The sequence below is a fragment of the Rahnella sp. AN3-3W3 genome, assembly GCF_003263545.1.
Taxonomy (GTDB): Bacteria; Pseudomonadota; Gammaproteobacteria; order Enterobacterales; family Enterobacteriaceae; genus Rahnella; species Rahnella variigena.
On record NZ_JYDG01000063.1, the window covers coordinates 121,917 to 137,183 of the forward strand.

The following is a 15,267-nucleotide window of genomic DNA, read 5'->3' on the forward strand; positions in this document are numbered from 1 at the left end:
GCTTAGTATCAACGGTATCAACGGCCGTGATGATGGCCGTTTTTTGACGGCATCGGCTGATGATGATGCGCATGATCATGATGAGGATCGTGGTGGTGGCCGTGAGGACCCGCCATCACACATCCGGTCAGTGAAAATAATAATATGGCGGAGATTACCAGACGTAATAAGGCTTTCATTCTTACACCCTGAAAAATAGAGAAGAGAGCACCTTCCCTAAAAATGGAATATGCACTCTTCGCAGGAAATTAAATGTTAAATCAGAAATCCATCTCAGCGCCTAAATATGCGCCATCAATGATGCGCTCATTAGGATTCCCTGCTGTTCCGTCAAGGCCGATATAACGGTAGCCAGCTTTGACTTTCACAGGTGCAAACGGTACCCAGCTGAATCCGGCATCCGCTTCGGTATAAGATTTCACACGATTGCTTAATGCATCTGGTGCACTGTAACCCTCGGCATAAAATGCCAGGCTATCGGTGAAGGGGACGGTAATACCGCCGCCGACGGGAAATGCAACACCTTCGTTATCAGACGTTGAACCCTGCATGTAAAGGGCTTTTGCACCCAGATTAATCATTGCCGGGCCAACAGGAATATTAAAGCCTGTGGCCGCACCGCCGATCTGACGACCATTTTTGGTGTTCTTCGCCCAGTTACCGTCGATATACAGGCCCGATGTCTGACGACCCATGCCGGCGTTTAGTTCAGTGAAATCTGTGCCCGCTTTTGCACCGAGTTCAACAGCCTGAGTCTGGCCTGAGAAAGCCAAAAATACGGCCATTACACTGCCAGCGACAGTCAGTTTGATTGTGTTCTTACGCATTTGTTTACCTGTTGATTAAGTGTTCGGCTCCGAGCGGTCTTTGCCGTTCTGCCGTCAGACGGATGTTCCGTCCGTGAGGAGCTATCACACACTCAGGCACAGCCAGCATCAATTTATATGTCAGATGATGTGATAAATAGGTTTTTATCCTTTAATATTTTAATTAATTAGATAATTAACCTGGAACATGAGGCTGGCTTCAATACGCGACACAGACGAATTGCGGCGAATACGTGCTGCTGACCACGTATGCCTGGTCACGGATCCGCCTGACGCCGATGTTCAGAGAGGCGTTATCACCGGTATTTTCCAGCCACATCTGGTCGAAATCAGCATCTGGTGTGGTGTCTAAAGGTGACGGTGTGACTTTATCAATGGTGAAATGATAGGTCTTATTATCGACTTTAACGCCATGGCTGAGATAAACAGTACGTTCAAGATATGTACTGCCTTTAGCCGATTTCACATCTCCCTCGTACTGAATAATGCCCTTGTTCTTATCGTAAAATTGCAGGCTTTCCACAACGGAAAAAACCAGTTGTCCCTGCTCAATATCCATATTCACTTTGCCGAAAGCTTTACATTTTAAAGTCGGAATATCTTTAGATGGCCATAAATACAACATGCCCCCCGCGATAATACAAACCGCGATAACGGATGTATAGAACCACTTCTTCTTAATCATGATCATTGGCCGACCCACTTATAGTGATAGAAGTTATCACACGAAATAATTTCTTTATTATTGCCAAGGGTGCATAAAGACAGCAGCGTTCTGGCATTGTTTTGATACGAATAAGATAACTCGCTGTTATAGATGATGACATTGCCTTTATTGCACGTCAGATTATTGACTTTCAGCGTGTGGCTAACCCGCTCAAGCACCGCAGGTTTCTCATCATCCGAAATATCTTTCAGGAAAATAATATCGCAACCAGTGTCAGGTTGTTTTATTTCAGTGATGCCGTTGGTGGCATCTCCGTATTTCCATGCACTCATTGACACGCCAGCCAGAACCAGCAGGCAGAGCAGGATAAAAAGGACGCGCCGGGCAGGTTTGACAGGTGCAGATAAAGCAGCAGGTATTGGCGGCAGTACCGCAAGCGGAGTGACAGAGGCCGGTTCCACAGGCGGCACCGTTTCAAGGCGTCGCACACTGACTGCCGGGTTGAGTTTAAAACCGACTTTCGGCAGGGTAACGATCAGTTCGTGGCAATCAAATATCGCCAGATTGCGGCGGACAATACTCACGTACTGATTTAGATTATTGCCCGAAGCCTGCAGACCGTGATTGTCCCAGACGGTTTCGAGCAGATATTCCCGCGTCAGATCCCGTCCTTCTGATGAAAGAAACTCTTCCAGCAGACGTGCCGCCGGAAGAGTCAGTTTAATGACATCCTGACTGGACGGATAATACAGTGTGCCATCGTCTGAATTAAATTCTATTGTTTTATCAATAAGATATTTCATCTTGCCCTGATTGAAATGAGTAAAACTACTTAAAACCTTGTCGGAATTAAAAAGCGTTTCAGATTAATAGTATACAAGCTAATTTTTGCCTGCCGGATCTGAACCGGGGATATGTAAAACTCTCAGCTTTCTGCTGCAAAAAGCACATTATTATGTTGCTTATTTGTCTCATGCAGGAATAAAAATCTATATATACCCACTTTTTGTAATTAAATTGTCTGTCACGTCGAAATGCGTTTTCCTGCTCGCATCGTTAACTGAGCGGAGTGGTGACGTGGATATTACCTTTACAGACTTTCTTATTGGATTTTCATCTGCGCTGGATTTGTTAAGTCCTGAAAACGGACACCGCGGCGTGCGGCGTGCCTATATCGTGATGAATATTGCCCGTCAGCGGCGGTTCAGTCCGCTGGTGCAAAAGCGCCTTTTCATTGCTGCACTTTTGCGAGATATCAGCCACGGCGCGCATACCCCGCAAGATTGTGTCAGGCGAATCGCAAACATTCCTTTGCTGGCTGGCAGCGCAGGCCTCATCGCCGCAAGAGGGCAACGGCATCCGGAAAGTCGCCTGCTTGATCTGGCCGATAATCTGGATTTACTGGCGCTTCATGAATACCCCCGCGGCCACTACCCGTCACACGCGATTGAAACATTGTGCGATTCCATCGGTTCCCGTTATCAGCTCGACGACATTCTCGCTTTACGTGAGCTGGGTCTGGAAAAAGAATTCTGGGCAGAGCTTGCCTCCGCCACGTTGATCAATACTGCCGCGTCCTTTTCACCGTTTGCGGGAACCGTGCTGACTGACCACGAACTCACCGCCTTGTCTTCCCTGCTGGCAGCGGTCATTGATCAGCATTGTCGTTCAGCCGCACAACATTCCGTAGTGGTAGCGGACATTGCTGGCAGGCTTGCGCAAATGTACGGGTTTTCCAAAAAAGGCGTGCTGCGCATCCGCGTCGCGGGTTTACTGCATGACCTGGGCAAACTGGTCGTTCCCGCCGTGTTGCTCACCAAAACATCGGCGCTGACAGATTCCGAACGCCGTCAGATCCACATTCACCCGCAGTTCACCTGGAAAATTCTTTCGCGCATTTCCGGTATGCATGACATTGCCCGCATGGCGAGTTTTCATCATGAGCGACCGGACGGAAAGGGCTACCCCTTCCACCTGCGCGGTGTTCAGCTCGATCTCGGTCCACGCATTATTTCAGTCGCCGATTGCTACGCCGCACTGCGCGAAGCCCGCTCATACAAAACAGCCTGCTCTCCGGAAAAATGCTTCAGCATCATGCAGAAAACCGCAGAATGCGGCGGGCTGGATGCTGAAGTGGTCGGTGCGTTGCATGCCGATGTTAAGGCCGCCGGAGAGACTATGCTCAGCGCATCTCCACTTCTGCTGTAATACTGACATTGAATTCCCCGGCCTGCGCCTTTTCGCGGGCATTGCGGGTCAGTTCGGCTACGTAACTTGTTTCATGAAACAGGGCATGCGGATCGCTGGCGGCGGCGCTGAAATCAACATACCTTCCCGCCTCATTTTTCACACTCAGGGCGATGCCCGGCAAACCGGTTTCAATGTGCTGTGCGTCATGACGTGCGCCGCTGAAACTGAAATGGATGGCGATGTTGTCATAATCTGCTGCATTTTTGCAGACGACCGGCAGATGGAAACTCACCGCCGACAGCAGGGTGCGGTTTCCGAGTGTGGCATCCGGGAATCTGACCCGCAGATTGTCTCGGGTGACGCTGCACTGGCTGACATTGACGCGCAGCGCACTTAGCCCGACCGTCACCAGCGGGGTGCCCTGATGACTGAGCGTCAGCAGCGCGGGCAAGGTGTAATCACCCGCCGTGACGTCACCTGTTTTGTACAGCCTGACGGCGAAATTACGCATCCGCTGACTCAATATGTCGCCTGAAAAAGACTTGCCATTCAGCAGGCACTCTCCGCCATCTTCCGTGCAAAAACTAAAACCAATGCCCGGAATGCCGCTCTGATAAATCCCCCGATTTTCATCCCATGAGGCCTGCGTGATCGCAACCTGAAGGTTTTCCCCGGAAAGATTTGTACCGCTGAATGTGCTGGCGGGCAGTGTTGCCAGCAGGCTGCCGTTGGTCTGCATTTGTTTCACCGCCAGGGTGCCGCCTTTGAATAACATCAGGCCGCCGGATCCGGCATAGACGGGCGAAATCCCCGACAGCGCAGCACAAAGAGAGAGCAGCAGCAGGGCAGTACGATGGGTTACAGGCATGATAATTTCCATAATGTTGATGTGTCAGAGGGCGCCGAGGAAGCGGAGGGTTGCGCAATGTGGCACAGCACATGGCCGTTACGGCTGACCGTCAGCGGCCAGCGGCGGTGAGTGAAATCGGCCAGCAGCACGCCGGCCGCGCCGCCGGTGCCCATGGGGGACTGACTGGCATCCTGAACGCTGACGCCAAAAGGCAGCGGATGACGGTGGCTGTCGGATATTCTGGCGAAGCGCCGGTCATGACGGCGTGCATTAAAGTCCGCTTCGACGATGGCGCCCTGCGTGGGTACGACTCTTTCCACAGCAGAAGGCACATCAATCTGTTTATTCAACGAACTGGGATCGAGCCCGACATCGTTCACCCGGTATGGCACCGCGTAAGGCACGACGGCATTACCCCAGCGATCGGTATACACATTCTGATTGTTCTCAATTTTCAAATCGCGGGTATGCGGCGTATGCACCAGCACCACGGTATCGCCCAGCGGCTGGCTGAGCGTGATGCCGTGATGATGAACCAGTACGCCGCCCTGAAGGCCGATCAGGGTTTGCTGATACCCTGTGCCCTGAGACAACCCGGCGCTCACCAGTCCGGCTGAACCACTGTAAGCACCGGATAAGTTTGAGGAATTGTCCGCTCCCTGGGTGGAGATACTGGCGTCGTAACTTAACTGATTATCGTCAAGAAACGAGCCGTTCAGGGACGCTGTTTGCTGGCTGCTGCCGTGTGAGCCGGTCAGGGAGTTAAAGCCAGCGCGATGGTTTTGCGATTCGCCGAGCGGGATCTGGACATTTAACGTCAGGCTGTTATCGATGCTGCCGCGAAGATCGCGCTGATGCGTGTAGTAAATCTGAAACTGAGATTGCCAGCGACTCATGGTGAGACCGATGCGTGAGCTGTGCTGCTTTTTACCGTTCCATGTACGGTCTTGCGTATAACGCAGCAGCAGGGTCAGCGACTCAACACTCTGGTCGAGCTGCACGTTGTATTGATCGTGATACGCCAGGCTGCCCGCGCTGTGCTGCGCAGTGCCGATTGCGTCGCTGACTTCCTGATAATCTGCGCTGTACTTGTGTTTCCAGCTCAGGCTCAGGGTGCTTTGCGTTTGATTAAGCGTGCGCACTAACAGCGTTTCCAGTTGCTTTCCCTGTCGCGCTGCATCGTTCGTCGTGGTGGCACTTGTTTCGCTGCGCTTAAGCAATACCGACATCCCGCCGAGCAACGGCAGATTGGCACCTAATCCGCCGCCGCTGTTCTGATAGCGGAACGCGTCACGGCTGGCCATTTGCTGCCCGGCCAGCAAAGTGAAGGTGTTATTCAGGCCATAAAATCCGCTGGCCTGATAGAGCGAGGGCGTCAGCGAACCCGCGCCGCTGCTGCGATAGCGCCCGGCGGAGAGTTCGTAACTGAACACCCCCGGCGGTAAAAGGGCGGCGATAGCATTAAAAGCCTGCGTAAAATGCTGAACGCTGCCGTCGGTTTCATTCACGCTGATTTCCAGATCGCCGGAGCTGCTGGCGCTGTGCACATCACGGATAGCAAACGGGCCGGGCGTGACGCGACGCTGATCGATAACAAAGCCGTTCTGGCGGATCACTACCGTGGCATTAGTGCGGGCAGTGCCGCTGATCGCAGGCATGAAAAAACGCTGGTTATCGGGACGCATGTCTTCGCTGGAATACAGGGTTATACCGCGCAGGGAAACCGATGAAAAAATCTTGCCGTTGGTAAAAAAATCCCCGCCGCGAAAGGTGCTTTTCAGCGCGGCGATATCGCGGGTGAGATAACTGGAACTGCTCTGATAATGGCCGCTCTGACCACGCTGATAGCGGAAATAACCGTCGTTGCGCAGGCGCCAGTTGCCCAGATTGAGGCCATTATTAAAGGTTGAACTGACGCTGTGGGTATTCTGACTCTGACCGCCCGTGTCGCGTTGCAGATTGAGGTTGTAATTGATCCGGGCGGCATTGAGCCCGGCGTTCCACTCCTGCTGCGGGGCGATATCGCCGGAAGGTGGCGTCAGCCTGGCCTGGGGCACCGTCAGGGAAAGTTTCTCACTGCCTGCGTCGTAAGTGACACTGGCGTTATCAACAAATGCGGCCAGCGGATGCAGCCCCGCAGGGGCATGGTCGGTGGCAATTCCGCGTGCTTTTAGCTGCACGGCGGTAAATACCGGCTGGACAGAACCCTGCGTTAAACGAAAAGGTAGCGTAATCTGTCCAAATTCTTCGCTATTGATCAGCAAGGCAACCGGATAATCACCGGCCAGCATCTGGCTGCCTTTGAGCAGTACTGACGTGTCAACGCCGCGTAAGTTGTCCATTTTCTCCATCAGTGACAGATCAAAGTCGTCACCGTAAGCCCGCGAACAATGGGCTGCGGATATCGGAAAAAGGATGAGACAACACGGGACGATTTTCATAACGATGGCGGGATCCGGGCCTTGCGGCCCGGTAGCGTCTGACGGTGAAGTAGTGAGGTGCGCCAGACGCTATTTCCGTTAATAGGTTTTATATCCTTGAAGACTATTTATAAGTGAACGCAAACGTCGCGCTGGAGGTGACATTTCCGGCCGTGACAGTGGCGTCCTGTTTCGCGTATTCCACGATAAAATTGATGTTGTCATCGCCCTGATTGAGGCGGTCAATGTAATCACTGGCCGGAACCACGCTGTTCACCTGCAATGGCGTGTTCTGATCCTGTTCACTGAACAACTCGAAACCGACACCGTGCGCACTTTCCGCATCATTGCTGCTGTTGGAAAGCACCTCAGGCGTCGCGCTGGCGCTGTTACCTTCGATGGTCAGTTGAATGTCGTTCTCGGTGGCTTTAGTGGCGCAACTGACATTAATCTGGAAGCGCTTTTGCTGATCGGCTGTTGCCTGACCGGTGGTGAGTGCCTCAACCTTTTGCAAATTGATTTCCGGTAACACCACAGAGTGAGACGTGTTGTCGTTAATAGTGCAGGTCGGGGCTTTGACCTGACCATTGAACTGGATTTCAACCGAGTTAGCGGCTGTATCATCCGCCATTGCCGTGTTGATAAAAGGTAATAACGAGAATGCCAGAGCACATGCCATTTTATTTCGGGTAAACATTTTTTCCTTGCCTTTGTTATTTACTGAGAACATAAATATCCACTTCCCGATGGGAAGTATTCACTCTGATAATAGTTATTACTTACGAGAGTAACGCCTGTTATAAAGAGACGTGTTGAATTTCTGACAGCCCGCCAAAGTCATTGATAATGTCGTAATAAACGGTATGAACTGTTTTCCCGGCAGGCACGGAAATAGTCAATGAGGAGAAAGGAGCTACCATATTTGCGGGCAATTCATTGGCCGGATTATTCATCGCACCATCCCAGACTTTATCGAAAGTAATATTGTAAGGCGTCGGGTTAGAGACAATCAGTTTTCCGGGTAACGTCTGCCAGGTCATTTTGGTAAAGCTTTCATGCAGTTCGGGATCAATGCTTTTCGGGCGGTATAAAATCTTGATGCGGCTTTTGAAAGCCACCACCAGTTGCGGACCATCAGCCTTCTGTCGCTGGGGAATTTCCTTGATATTCAGCCACATCAGTGTTTCACGATCCGCCGGAAGTTTCTCGCTGTCTATCTTCTCAATGCGCACCGAGCTGGTACTGTTGGCGTTAATCCTTGATAAGGGCGGATAGACCGTAAAATGTTGTTCCTCACGTCCGTGCTCATCTTCAATCCACGCCTGTGCCAGAAAATTGAGGGAAGTGGGATTATCGACTTTCACCGATTCCTGCGGATCGGCTTCCGGGTATATCACACGGGTTTCATCCAAAACCAAAGATGCCAGGCAATAAAAAGGCATCAAATAAATCAGGGCAGCGGCTGAAAGTCTGACGGCCATTTTAACGTTCATTATATTTCCGAAATTATAAAATTTACTTAAGGTGTTTTACACACTGTTGTGATGATTATAGGTTTGAATGTTCAACGAAATATAAACGGAGGGGGGTGATATTCAGCGGTGTTACAGAGATGAAAATGAACGGAATGCAATGTAAAGCGCAGGGGGGAAATCAGGGATTGGGATGTAAATAATAATATCGGGGCGGCTGGCGATCGAACCGATCGCCAGCCTGGACTGTATTCTGCTATCCGGTGTTGTTATTTCGCCAGCAGTTCCTTACGAACGATTTCTGCACCGGCGCTTAACGCATCCAGCTTGCCACGCGCAACGCCGCGCGGTAACGGGATCATGCCGCAGTTAGTGCACGGATAAAGCTTGTCGGCATCGACAAACTGCAGCGCTTTACGCAGCGTCGCGGCAACTTCTTCCGGGGTTTCGATAGTATTGGTGGCCACGTCAATGGCACCAACCATCACCTTTTTACCGCGGATAAGCTCCATCAGTTCCATCGGAACATGCGAGTGATGGCATTCCAGCGAGATTATATCGATATTAGATTTTTGCAGTTTCGGGAAGATCTCTTCGTACTGTCTCCACTCTGTGCCCAGCGTTTTCTTCCAGTCGGTGTTGGCTTTGATGCCGTAGCCGTAGCAGATGTGGACAGCCGTTTCGCACTTCAGCCCTTCGATAGCTCTTTCTAACGTGGCGATACCCCAGTCATTGACTTCATCGAAGAACACGTTAAAGGCTGGTTCATCGAACTGGATGATATCGACGCCCGCCGCCTCTAACTCTTTAGCTTCTTCATTGAGAATTTTAGCGAATTCCCAGGCGAGTTTTTCGCGGCTTTTATAGTGATTGTCATAGAGCGTGTCGATCATGGTCATAGGTCCCGGCAGGGCCCATTTGATCGGCTGCGAGGTTTGCTTGCGTAAAAACTTCGCATCTTCGACAAACACAGACTTCTTACGACTCACCGGGCCGACAACAGTCGGCACACTCGCTTCATAGCGGTTGCGGATCTTAACGATTTCACGCTTCTCGAAATCCACGCCCTCAAGATGCTCGATAAACGTGGTGACAAAATGCTGACGCGTTTGCTCGCCATCGCTGACGATATCAATACCGGCCTGTTGTTGATCTTCCAGACATAAACGCAGCGCATCGAGTTTGCCGTCAACTAATTCCTGACCTTCCAGTTTCCATGGCGACCAGAGTGTCTCTGGCTGCGCAATCCAGGAGGGCTTCGGTAAACTGCCCGCAGTCGATGTCGGTAATAATTTTTTCATCACAGGTGACCTTATATTTTTTGGTAAATCAGAGAACGGGTTCAGCAGTCCATTGTTTAAGAACAGTTTGGTAAGGTTTAATAAATTGCTCTTCAGTAAACTTGCCCTGTTCAACAGCCAGCTGGCTACGTTCTTCCCGGTCATAAACAATCCGGGTTAATGAATAATCCTGGAAATTCAAACTCGGCTGATACTGTTTACCCGCCGGTGAATTCGCGTTGTAGATCTCAGGGCGATAAATCTTCTGGAAAGTCTCCATCGTGCTGATGGTGCTGATCAGCTCAAGATTGGTGTAATCACTTAGCAAATCGCCACTGAAGTAGAACGCCAGCGGCGCAACGCTGTTTTCAGGCATGAAGTATCGGGCGCGCAGTCCCATTTTGGCGAAATATTCATCCGTCAGGGAAGGCTCATCCTGCTGATATTCGATGCCTAATACAGGATGTTGATTACCGGTACGGTAATAGGTGTTTTTACTTGAGACGCTCAGGCAGATAACCGGTGTCTTATTAAAATACTGTTTGTAGGTATCTGAAGTAATAAAACGCTTAAAGATATCACCGTGTAATACGCCAAAATTCTCCGGCAGGCTGAATCCGGCTTTGTCCTTATTATGCTCAGGCAGTACAACACTGAAATCATAATCACGGACATACGAGGAGAAATTATTTCCCAGAATGCCTGCATAACGTTCGTTGGTTTTTTTATCGACGATATTGGTTTTTAATATTTCAATCACCGGGAAGGCGTCGGATTCTCCTTCACTGCTGATATTCAACTGAGCGGTGATGATGTCCAGTTCAACGGCGTAGCGGTCACTGGTTGGGTTGTCCCAGTGCGCCAGAGAATTGAAGCGATTATTAATCATCACTAAAGTGTTGCGCAGGTTTTCCTGACGTTTTTCGCCCCTCGCCAGATTGGCAAAGTTAGTCGTAATACGCGTATTTTCCGAGGGGTTATAATCTTCGTCGAAACGAATGCTCTTAATAGTGAATGTAATTTCTTTTTTCATTTTTATCAGGTGTCCCGGCTGCTGAAAAACCTACATTATTTCAGTAGTCTTCATATTTTAAGGGTGAATCGCGATGACTCTTTTATGCCTGAGTCATTGAGTGAAAAAAAGTGATATAAATTCACTGAACATGAACAAAGTTCATGATCCTGAATTTGCGTCACCGACATACTTCGGTGCTGACCGAAGCATCCCCTTTTTACCGGTATTAAGCTGCGTGAAATTCATGAGGGAGAACAAAGATGATCGCAGTACTTTTCGAGGCAGACGCAGTACCCGAAGCGCGTGAGCGCTACCTTGAGCTGGCGGCAGAGCTGAAGCCGTTGTTGTCGGACACGCCGGGATTTATCTCTATTGAACGGTTCCAGAGCCTGAGCACGTCCGGGAAAATTCTTTCTTTGTCGTGGTGGGAAGATGAAGAGTCGGTTGCCGGATGGAAACAAAATCTGATGCATATGGCCGCCCAGAAAGAGGGCAAACAGTCGATTTTTTCATACTACAGAATTCGCGTTGCCCGTGTCTTTCGTGACTATTCTTCCGACAAATCTTCCCACCAGCCGTCTGGTAAAGGAGCGCATCCGCATGTATGACATTCACGTTATTCTCGATAATACTTCAGGTTCGCTGGCTTCATTCGGACGCGTTCTCGGTCTCAACGGCGTGGGTCTGGAAGGCGGCGGAGTATTTACCACGCCGGAAGCCACGCACGCGCATTTCCTGATAGAAGATGGCGAGAAAGCCCGTCAGGTGCTGACTGACGCAGGTTTTAACGTGAGAAACCTGTCACGTCCGCTGATCAGGAAATTACCCCAGAAACAGCCGGGCGAACTGGGCGAAATCGCCCAGACTCTGGCCCAGGCTGGCATTAACATTCTGGTACAGTATAGCGATCACGATAACCGGCTTATTCTGCTGACGGATGACGATATCCGGGCGGCAGAAGTCACCCAACAATGGGCAATACACTCTGCATGAATTTTCTTCATACCGAATACGACAGTGAGCCGGATGATTCTCTTGAAAAATCCATGTCACTGGTCGCTTCCGCCATCTCTGACCCGTCGAGGGTCAGTATTTTGTGCGCGCTGATGGACGGGCGTGCATGGACAGCGACAGAGCTCAGTGCGGTGGCGGGCATCGCTGCCTCCACGACCAGCGGACATCTTACCCGGCTGCTCAGCAACGGGCTGGTGATTTGCCTGACGCAGGGACGCCACCGGTATTACAGTCTGGCGGGACATCATATCGCCGGACTGCTGGAAAATCTGATGGGCGTTTCTATGCGCAGTCACCGTTCTTTTACGCCCGGCACGCCGGTCGTTCTGCGTTACGCACGAACCTGTTACGACCATCTGGCAGGAGAACTGGCGGTAAAAATCTATGATTTTATGCTTCGTGAGCGATGGCTTGAGCCTGACGGTAATGCGCTGACATCCGAAGGAAAAGCGCATTTTCAACGGATTGGCGCAGTGCTTGATCCGCGTCCGCGTCGTAAGGCTTGCTGTCCTTGTCTGGACTGGAGTGAAAGACGTTTTCATCTGGGCGGGGATGCAGGGCAGGCATTGATGACGCTGTTACTGCAAAAAGAGTGGATAACACGCACGCCGGGCTATCGTGAAGTGACCGTGACAGGCGGCGGCAGAGTGGCTCTGAGCCGCCTGTTTGGTGTGAATCTGACCTGATCCCGCCGGTTATGATCCCGTTTTATTTGCCCGGCACGACGGAAGATTCAGCGGGTCTCCCTACAAGATGGTGGTGAAAGTAACGGGGCGTACCGCCACCAGATCAGCAGCGCCGTCAGTGCGATCACGCTCAAAACGCTAAACGCCGTAGCAAAAGAGTAATGACCCGCAATCATACCGGTCAGGGCCGGGCTCATGGCCGCACCGACGCCTTGCATCAGCATCACCACGCTTTGTCCCGCATTCACGTGACCATTTCCGCGCAGCAGCACCACGATAAAGCTGGGCACTACCACTCCCAGTACGCCAGCGGCGACGCCATCAAGTATTTGCACCGGCACCATCATTAAGGGCGCGGCAGAACTCGCCGCCAGCGCAGCCCTGACGGGCATGACCAACAAAGCCAACATAATAAGCCGCCAGTAGCCGACTCTGTCGATGCGCCCTGCGGTCCAGATTGCCACCGGGATCATCACCAGCTGAGAAATAATTACTGTTGCAGCGGCATACAGGCCGGGATTGACGGCGCCGGGTGCCGCAGCCACTCTCATGCTGAGCATCGGCAACAGCGCCGCATTCGCCAGATGAAACAGCAGCAATGTCAGACCCGTTATCAGAAGCGGTTTATTTTTAGCCAGCACCGAGAAGTCGGGAACTTGCGCAGATGCGCCGGACTCCAGACCACGCGCCGCATTATCATCTATATCGCTGCTGCGAATGCCCGTCAGCGCGATGAGCGTTAACAGCATGGTGCAGGTCATGAGGATGAAAATACCACCGATGCCCCAGTACCAGGCGATCCCTCCGGCAATCAGCGCGGTGATAAAATTCCCGCCATGGTTAAACGCCTCATTTTTGCCCATCTGCGCGCTAAAGCCTTTTTGCCCGGTCAGACCCAGCGTGATGCCGGTTATCAGCGGACCGACAAAAGCAGCACATATTCCGCTCACGATCTGCGAAAACGCCACCACGGCATTTGCCTGACTGAACCACAGCAGGAGTGTCGTGCCGGTGATCAGTACGCACAATAACGACAGAATCAGACGCTTGTTTTTCGATGCGTCAGTAATAAAACCCGCAGGCAGCGTCGCCAGCAAACCTGCCACACCGCCGGCAGTCATCAGCAATCCGATATCATCGGGCTGCCAGTGACGTTGCGTCAGAAATATCCCCAGAAAAGGCCCCAGCCCGTCACGAACATCCGCAATAAAAAAACTGGTTAAACACAGTGCCTGCAATGAACGAATCGACATATTTTACCCTTCAACGTTAATAACCAGTTTCATACGCGATGAAGTATAAGCAGGATTTTCCACTCCGGGATGACAGAAATGTTAAAGCTCAGTGCGTGGATTTCAGCGTTGCAGTCCCCCCTTAACGCCGAAAGGCATTGAGGAGGGAATTTGGTGAGGTATGGCAGTCAGAGTGTTTGTATTACCACTCTCCTCAGAGAGCGGCTTTCGCTCGTTGTTTCAAGGCATAAATCAGTACCACGGCGAAGCACACCATTGGCAGGGCGTAGGAAACGGCGGTGTTGTAATGGTCGGCAATCGCACCCATCAGATACGGCATCACTGCGCCGCCGACAATCGCCATGATCATCACTGAGCTGGCGCGTTTGGTTTGTTTGCCCATGTTTTTGACGCCCATGGCGAAAATGGTCGGGAACATGATCGACATAAAGAAGAAAATCGCCACCAGCGCAATCACCGAGACGTTATCAATCCCCGCCACCACCACGCCACACAGCACAATATTGATGATGGCGTAGATCACCAGCAATGTGGCAGGGCGGACGAAGCCCATCAGCCAGGTGCTGAAGAAACGCCCGACCATGAAGCTGATCATGCCGACTGACAACAGGTATGAGGCGTTCTGATTCGACAGCGTGTGCCAGTGTTCGGTGGTGTAGTTAATGAAGAACGCACCGACGCCAACCTGTGCCGCGACATAGAAAAATTGTGCGATTACGCCGCCGGTAAAATGACCGTGCTGCCACAATCCTTTCGCGATGCCGTGATCTTCCGACGTACTTTGCTCGCGGATGTCCGGCAATTTGGTGCGCCCGAACAGGAAAGCGATCAGCAGCACTAACACCGCGATAGCGACGTAAGTAGTTTTGACCGAGGACAGGCCATCCGCCGTGGTGCCTTGCGTGGCGGAGAAGAACAGCGAGCCGCCGATAATCGGGCCGATAAACTGACCTAACCCGTTAAACGACTGAGAAAGATTCAGGCGACGTTCCGCACCGGCAGGGTCACCCAGGACGGTAGCGAACGGGTTAGCGGCGGTTTCCAGACAACCCAGACCCAGGGCAATCACGAACAGCGCGAACAGGAACATGCCAAAACTGCCTGCAGACGCGGCGGGGACAAACAACAGCGCGCCCAGTGCATACAGGCATAACCCGACGAGGATCCCGGCTTTATAGCCGAACCTGTCCATGAAGAAACCGGCGGGCAGGGCGATGATGAAATACGCCCCGAAATAGGCGGCCTGTAACAGGCCGGACTGGGCTTTATTGACGTGCAACACGTCCTGGAAATGCTTATTCAGGACATCCAGCAGCCCGTAGGATAAACCCCACAGGAAAAACAGCGTGGTGACCAGTATGAACGCCAGTCGGAAACCGGACGTCGTTTTGCGCTGCGCATAAGCGGGCGCGGCAGTTTTATCGGCGAGCATGTTGTATTCCTCAGTATCTGGTGACGCATGTAGGGGTTCAGCTCAGGTGGCTGATTTTTTATGTCAGATATCGTGAAAAACGTGATTAACTCCCTCATAGCAGGGAGTTTTACTTTTGCTCATTCCCATTCTCAGGGGTGAGTCAGGTTTCGCTTTGCTCC

General features: G+C 51.6%; 16 protein-coding genes. 4 read left to right on the top strand and 12 right to left on the bottom strand.

Annotation, left to right across the window (positions count from 1 at the left end; genetic code table 11):
- Positions 1-17: 17 nt before the first annotated feature.
- The 4 genes from UC15_RS25685 to UC15_RS17585 all read right to left on the bottom strand — a co-directional run bounded on the left by UC15_RS25685 (position 18) and on the right by UC15_RS17585 (position 2,297).
- A complete protein-coding gene (locus UC15_RS25685; RefSeq protein ID WP_157960999.1) occupies positions 18-179 on the bottom strand; it encodes a hypothetical protein in 162 nt (53 codons plus the stop codon).
- An 81-nt stretch (positions 180-260) separates the two neighbouring features.
- Positions 261-827: a YfaZ family outer membrane protein gene (locus tag UC15_RS17575; RefSeq protein ID WP_112289707.1), complete on the bottom strand. Its 567-nt coding sequence runs from the start codon at positions 825-827 to the stop codon at positions 261-263.
- Between the two features lie 199 nt (positions 828-1,026).
- Complete coding sequence (locus UC15_RS17580; protein WP_112289708.1) at positions 1,027-1,518, bottom strand: FidL-like protein; 492 nt, start codon at positions 1,516-1,518, stop codon at positions 1,027-1,029.
- Positions 1,515-2,297: a winged helix-turn-helix domain-containing protein gene (locus UC15_RS17585; protein WP_112289710.1), complete on the bottom strand. Its 783-nt coding sequence runs from the start codon at positions 2,295-2,297 to the stop codon at positions 1,515-1,517. Before UC15_RS17585 ends, UC15_RS17580 begins: the two co-directional genes overlap by 4 nt.
- Before the next feature lie 274 nt (positions 2,298-2,571).
- Between UC15_RS17585 and UC15_RS17590 the strand changes: the two genes are divergently transcribed.
- Positions 2,572-3,702: an HD-GYP domain-containing protein gene (locus tag UC15_RS17590; protein WP_112289711.1), complete on the top strand. Its 1,131-nt coding sequence runs from the start codon at positions 2,572-2,574 to the stop codon at positions 3,700-3,702.
- On the opposite strand, the gene UC15_RS17595 is transcribed toward UC15_RS17590, so the two are convergent.
- The 6 genes from UC15_RS17595 to UC15_RS17620 form a co-directional block, all read right to left on the bottom strand.
- Positions 3,677-4,552: a hypothetical protein gene (locus tag UC15_RS17595; protein ID WP_112289713.1), complete on the bottom strand. Its 876-nt coding sequence runs from the start codon at positions 4,550-4,552 to the stop codon at positions 3,677-3,679. The genes UC15_RS17590 and UC15_RS17595 overlap by 26 nt on opposite strands.
- The gene (locus UC15_RS17600; protein WP_112289715.1) at positions 4,543-6,975 is read right to left on the bottom strand and encodes a fimbria/pilus outer membrane usher protein; all 2,433 of its coding nucleotides are present in this window, start codon (positions 6,973-6,975) and stop codon (positions 4,543-4,545) included. The genes UC15_RS17595 and UC15_RS17600 overlap by 10 nt, the downstream gene beginning before the upstream one ends.
- Positions 6,976-7,078: 103 nt before the next feature.
- Positions 7,079-7,651: a fimbrial protein gene (locus UC15_RS17605; protein WP_157961000.1), complete on the bottom strand. Its 573-nt coding sequence runs from the start codon at positions 7,649-7,651 to the stop codon at positions 7,079-7,081.
- A gap of 100 nt (positions 7,652-7,751) precedes the next feature.
- Positions 7,752-8,447: a molecular chaperone gene (locus UC15_RS17610; RefSeq protein ID WP_112289719.1), complete on the bottom strand. Its 696-nt coding sequence runs from the start codon at positions 8,445-8,447 to the stop codon at positions 7,752-7,754.
- Between the two features lie 248 nt (positions 8,448-8,695).
- Complete coding sequence (locus UC15_RS17615) at positions 8,696-9,727, bottom strand: methionine synthase (protein WP_112289720.1); 1,032 nt, start codon at positions 9,725-9,727, stop codon at positions 8,696-8,698.
- Positions 9,728-9,755: 28 nt separating this feature from the next.
- Positions 9,756-10,739, bottom strand: coding sequence for a DUF1852 domain-containing protein (locus tag UC15_RS17620; RefSeq protein ID WP_112289722.1), 984 nt, complete (start codon positions 10,737-10,739; stop codon positions 9,756-9,758).
- Between the two features lie 242 nt (positions 10,740-10,981).
- Between UC15_RS17620 and UC15_RS17625 the strand changes: the two genes are divergently transcribed.
- From UC15_RS17625 to UC15_RS17635, 3 genes are read left to right on the top strand one after another with little or no spacing between them, the layout of a single operon-like run.
- A complete protein-coding gene (locus UC15_RS17625) occupies positions 10,982-11,329 on the top strand; it encodes an antibiotic biosynthesis monooxygenase (protein ID WP_112289723.1) in 348 nt (115 codons plus the stop codon).
- Positions 11,322-11,714 carry an amino acid-binding protein gene (locus tag UC15_RS17630; protein ID WP_112289725.1) on the top strand — a complete coding sequence of 131 codons (393 nt, stop codon included), beginning with the start codon at positions 11,322-11,324 and terminating at the stop codon, positions 11,712-11,714. The genes UC15_RS17625 and UC15_RS17630 overlap by 8 nt, the downstream gene beginning before the upstream one ends.
- A complete protein-coding gene (locus UC15_RS17635) occupies positions 11,711-12,421 on the top strand; it encodes a helix-turn-helix transcriptional regulator (protein ID WP_112289727.1) in 711 nt (236 codons plus the stop codon). Before UC15_RS17630 ends, UC15_RS17635 begins: the two co-directional genes overlap by 4 nt.
- Before the next feature lie 47 nt (positions 12,422-12,468).
- Here UC15_RS17635 and UC15_RS17640 read toward each other — a convergent pair whose 3' ends face one another.
- Together UC15_RS17640 and fucP are read right to left on the bottom strand one after the other, a co-directional pair.
- Positions 12,469-13,674 (bottom strand): MFS transporter, encoded by a 1,206-nt coding sequence (locus UC15_RS17640; protein ID WP_112289728.1) that lies wholly within the window; start codon positions 13,672-13,674, stop codon positions 12,469-12,471.
- A gap of 193 nt (positions 13,675-13,867) precedes the next feature.
- On the bottom strand, positions 13,868-15,106 hold the full coding sequence (gene fucP / locus UC15_RS17645) for an L-fucose:H+ symporter permease (protein ID WP_112289730.1): 1,239 nt from the start codon (positions 15,104-15,106) through the stop codon (positions 13,868-13,870).
- Between the last annotated feature and the right edge of the window lie 161 nt (positions 15,107-15,267).

What these genes read in the sequence shown, in the direction of transcription:
- UC15_RS25685 (WP_157960999.1), bottom strand. Translation starts at nt 179, where the DNA reads ATGAAAGCCTTATTACGTCTGGTAATCTCCGCCATATTATTATTTTCA.
- UC15_RS17575 (WP_112289707.1), bottom strand. Translation starts at nt 827, where the DNA reads ATGCGTAAGAACACAATCAAACTGACTGTCGCTGGCAGTGTAATGGCC.
- UC15_RS17580 (WP_112289708.1), bottom strand. Translation starts at nt 1,518, where the DNA reads ATGATCATGATTAAGAAGAAGTGGTTCTATACATCCGTTATCGCGGTT.
- UC15_RS17585 (WP_112289710.1), bottom strand. Translation starts at nt 2,297, where the DNA reads ATGAAATATCTTATTGATAAAACAATAGAATTTAATTCAGACGATGGC.
- UC15_RS17595 (WP_112289713.1), bottom strand. Translation starts at nt 4,552, where the DNA reads ATGCCTGTAACCCATCGTACTGCCCTGCTGCTGCTCTCTCTTTGTGCT.
- UC15_RS17600 (WP_112289715.1), bottom strand. Translation starts at nt 6,975, where the DNA reads ATGAAAATCGTCCCGTGTTGTCTCATCCTTTTTCCGATATCCGCAGCC.
- UC15_RS17605 (WP_157961000.1), bottom strand. Translation starts at nt 7,651, where the DNA reads ATGTTTACCCGAAATAAAATGGCATGTGCTCTGGCATTCTCGTTATTA.
- UC15_RS17610 (WP_112289719.1), bottom strand. Translation starts at nt 8,447, where the DNA reads ATGAACGTTAAAATGGCCGTCAGACTTTCAGCCGCTGCCCTGATTTAT.
- UC15_RS17615 (WP_112289720.1), bottom strand. Translation starts at nt 9,727, where the DNA reads ATGAAAAAATTATTACCGACATCGACTGCGGGCAGTTTACCGAAGCCC.
- UC15_RS17620 (WP_112289722.1), bottom strand. Translation starts at nt 10,739, where the DNA reads ATGAAAAAAGAAATTACATTCACTATTAAGAGCATTCGTTTCGACGAA.
- UC15_RS17625 (WP_112289723.1), top strand. Translation starts at nt 10,982, where the DNA reads ATGATCGCAGTACTTTTCGAGGCAGACGCAGTACCCGAAGCGCGTGAG.
- UC15_RS17630 (WP_112289725.1), top strand. Translation starts at nt 11,322, where the DNA reads ATGTATGACATTCACGTTATTCTCGATAATACTTCAGGTTCGCTGGCT.
- UC15_RS17635 (WP_112289727.1), top strand. Translation starts at nt 11,711, where the DNA reads ATGAATTTTCTTCATACCGAATACGACAGTGAGCCGGATGATTCTCTT.
- UC15_RS17640 (WP_112289728.1), bottom strand. Translation starts at nt 13,674, where the DNA reads ATGTCGATTCGTTCATTGCAGGCACTGTGTTTAACCAGTTTTTTTATT.
- fucP (WP_112289730.1), bottom strand. Translation starts at nt 15,106, where the DNA reads ATGCTCGCCGATAAAACTGCCGCGCCCGCTTATGCGCAGCGCAAAACG.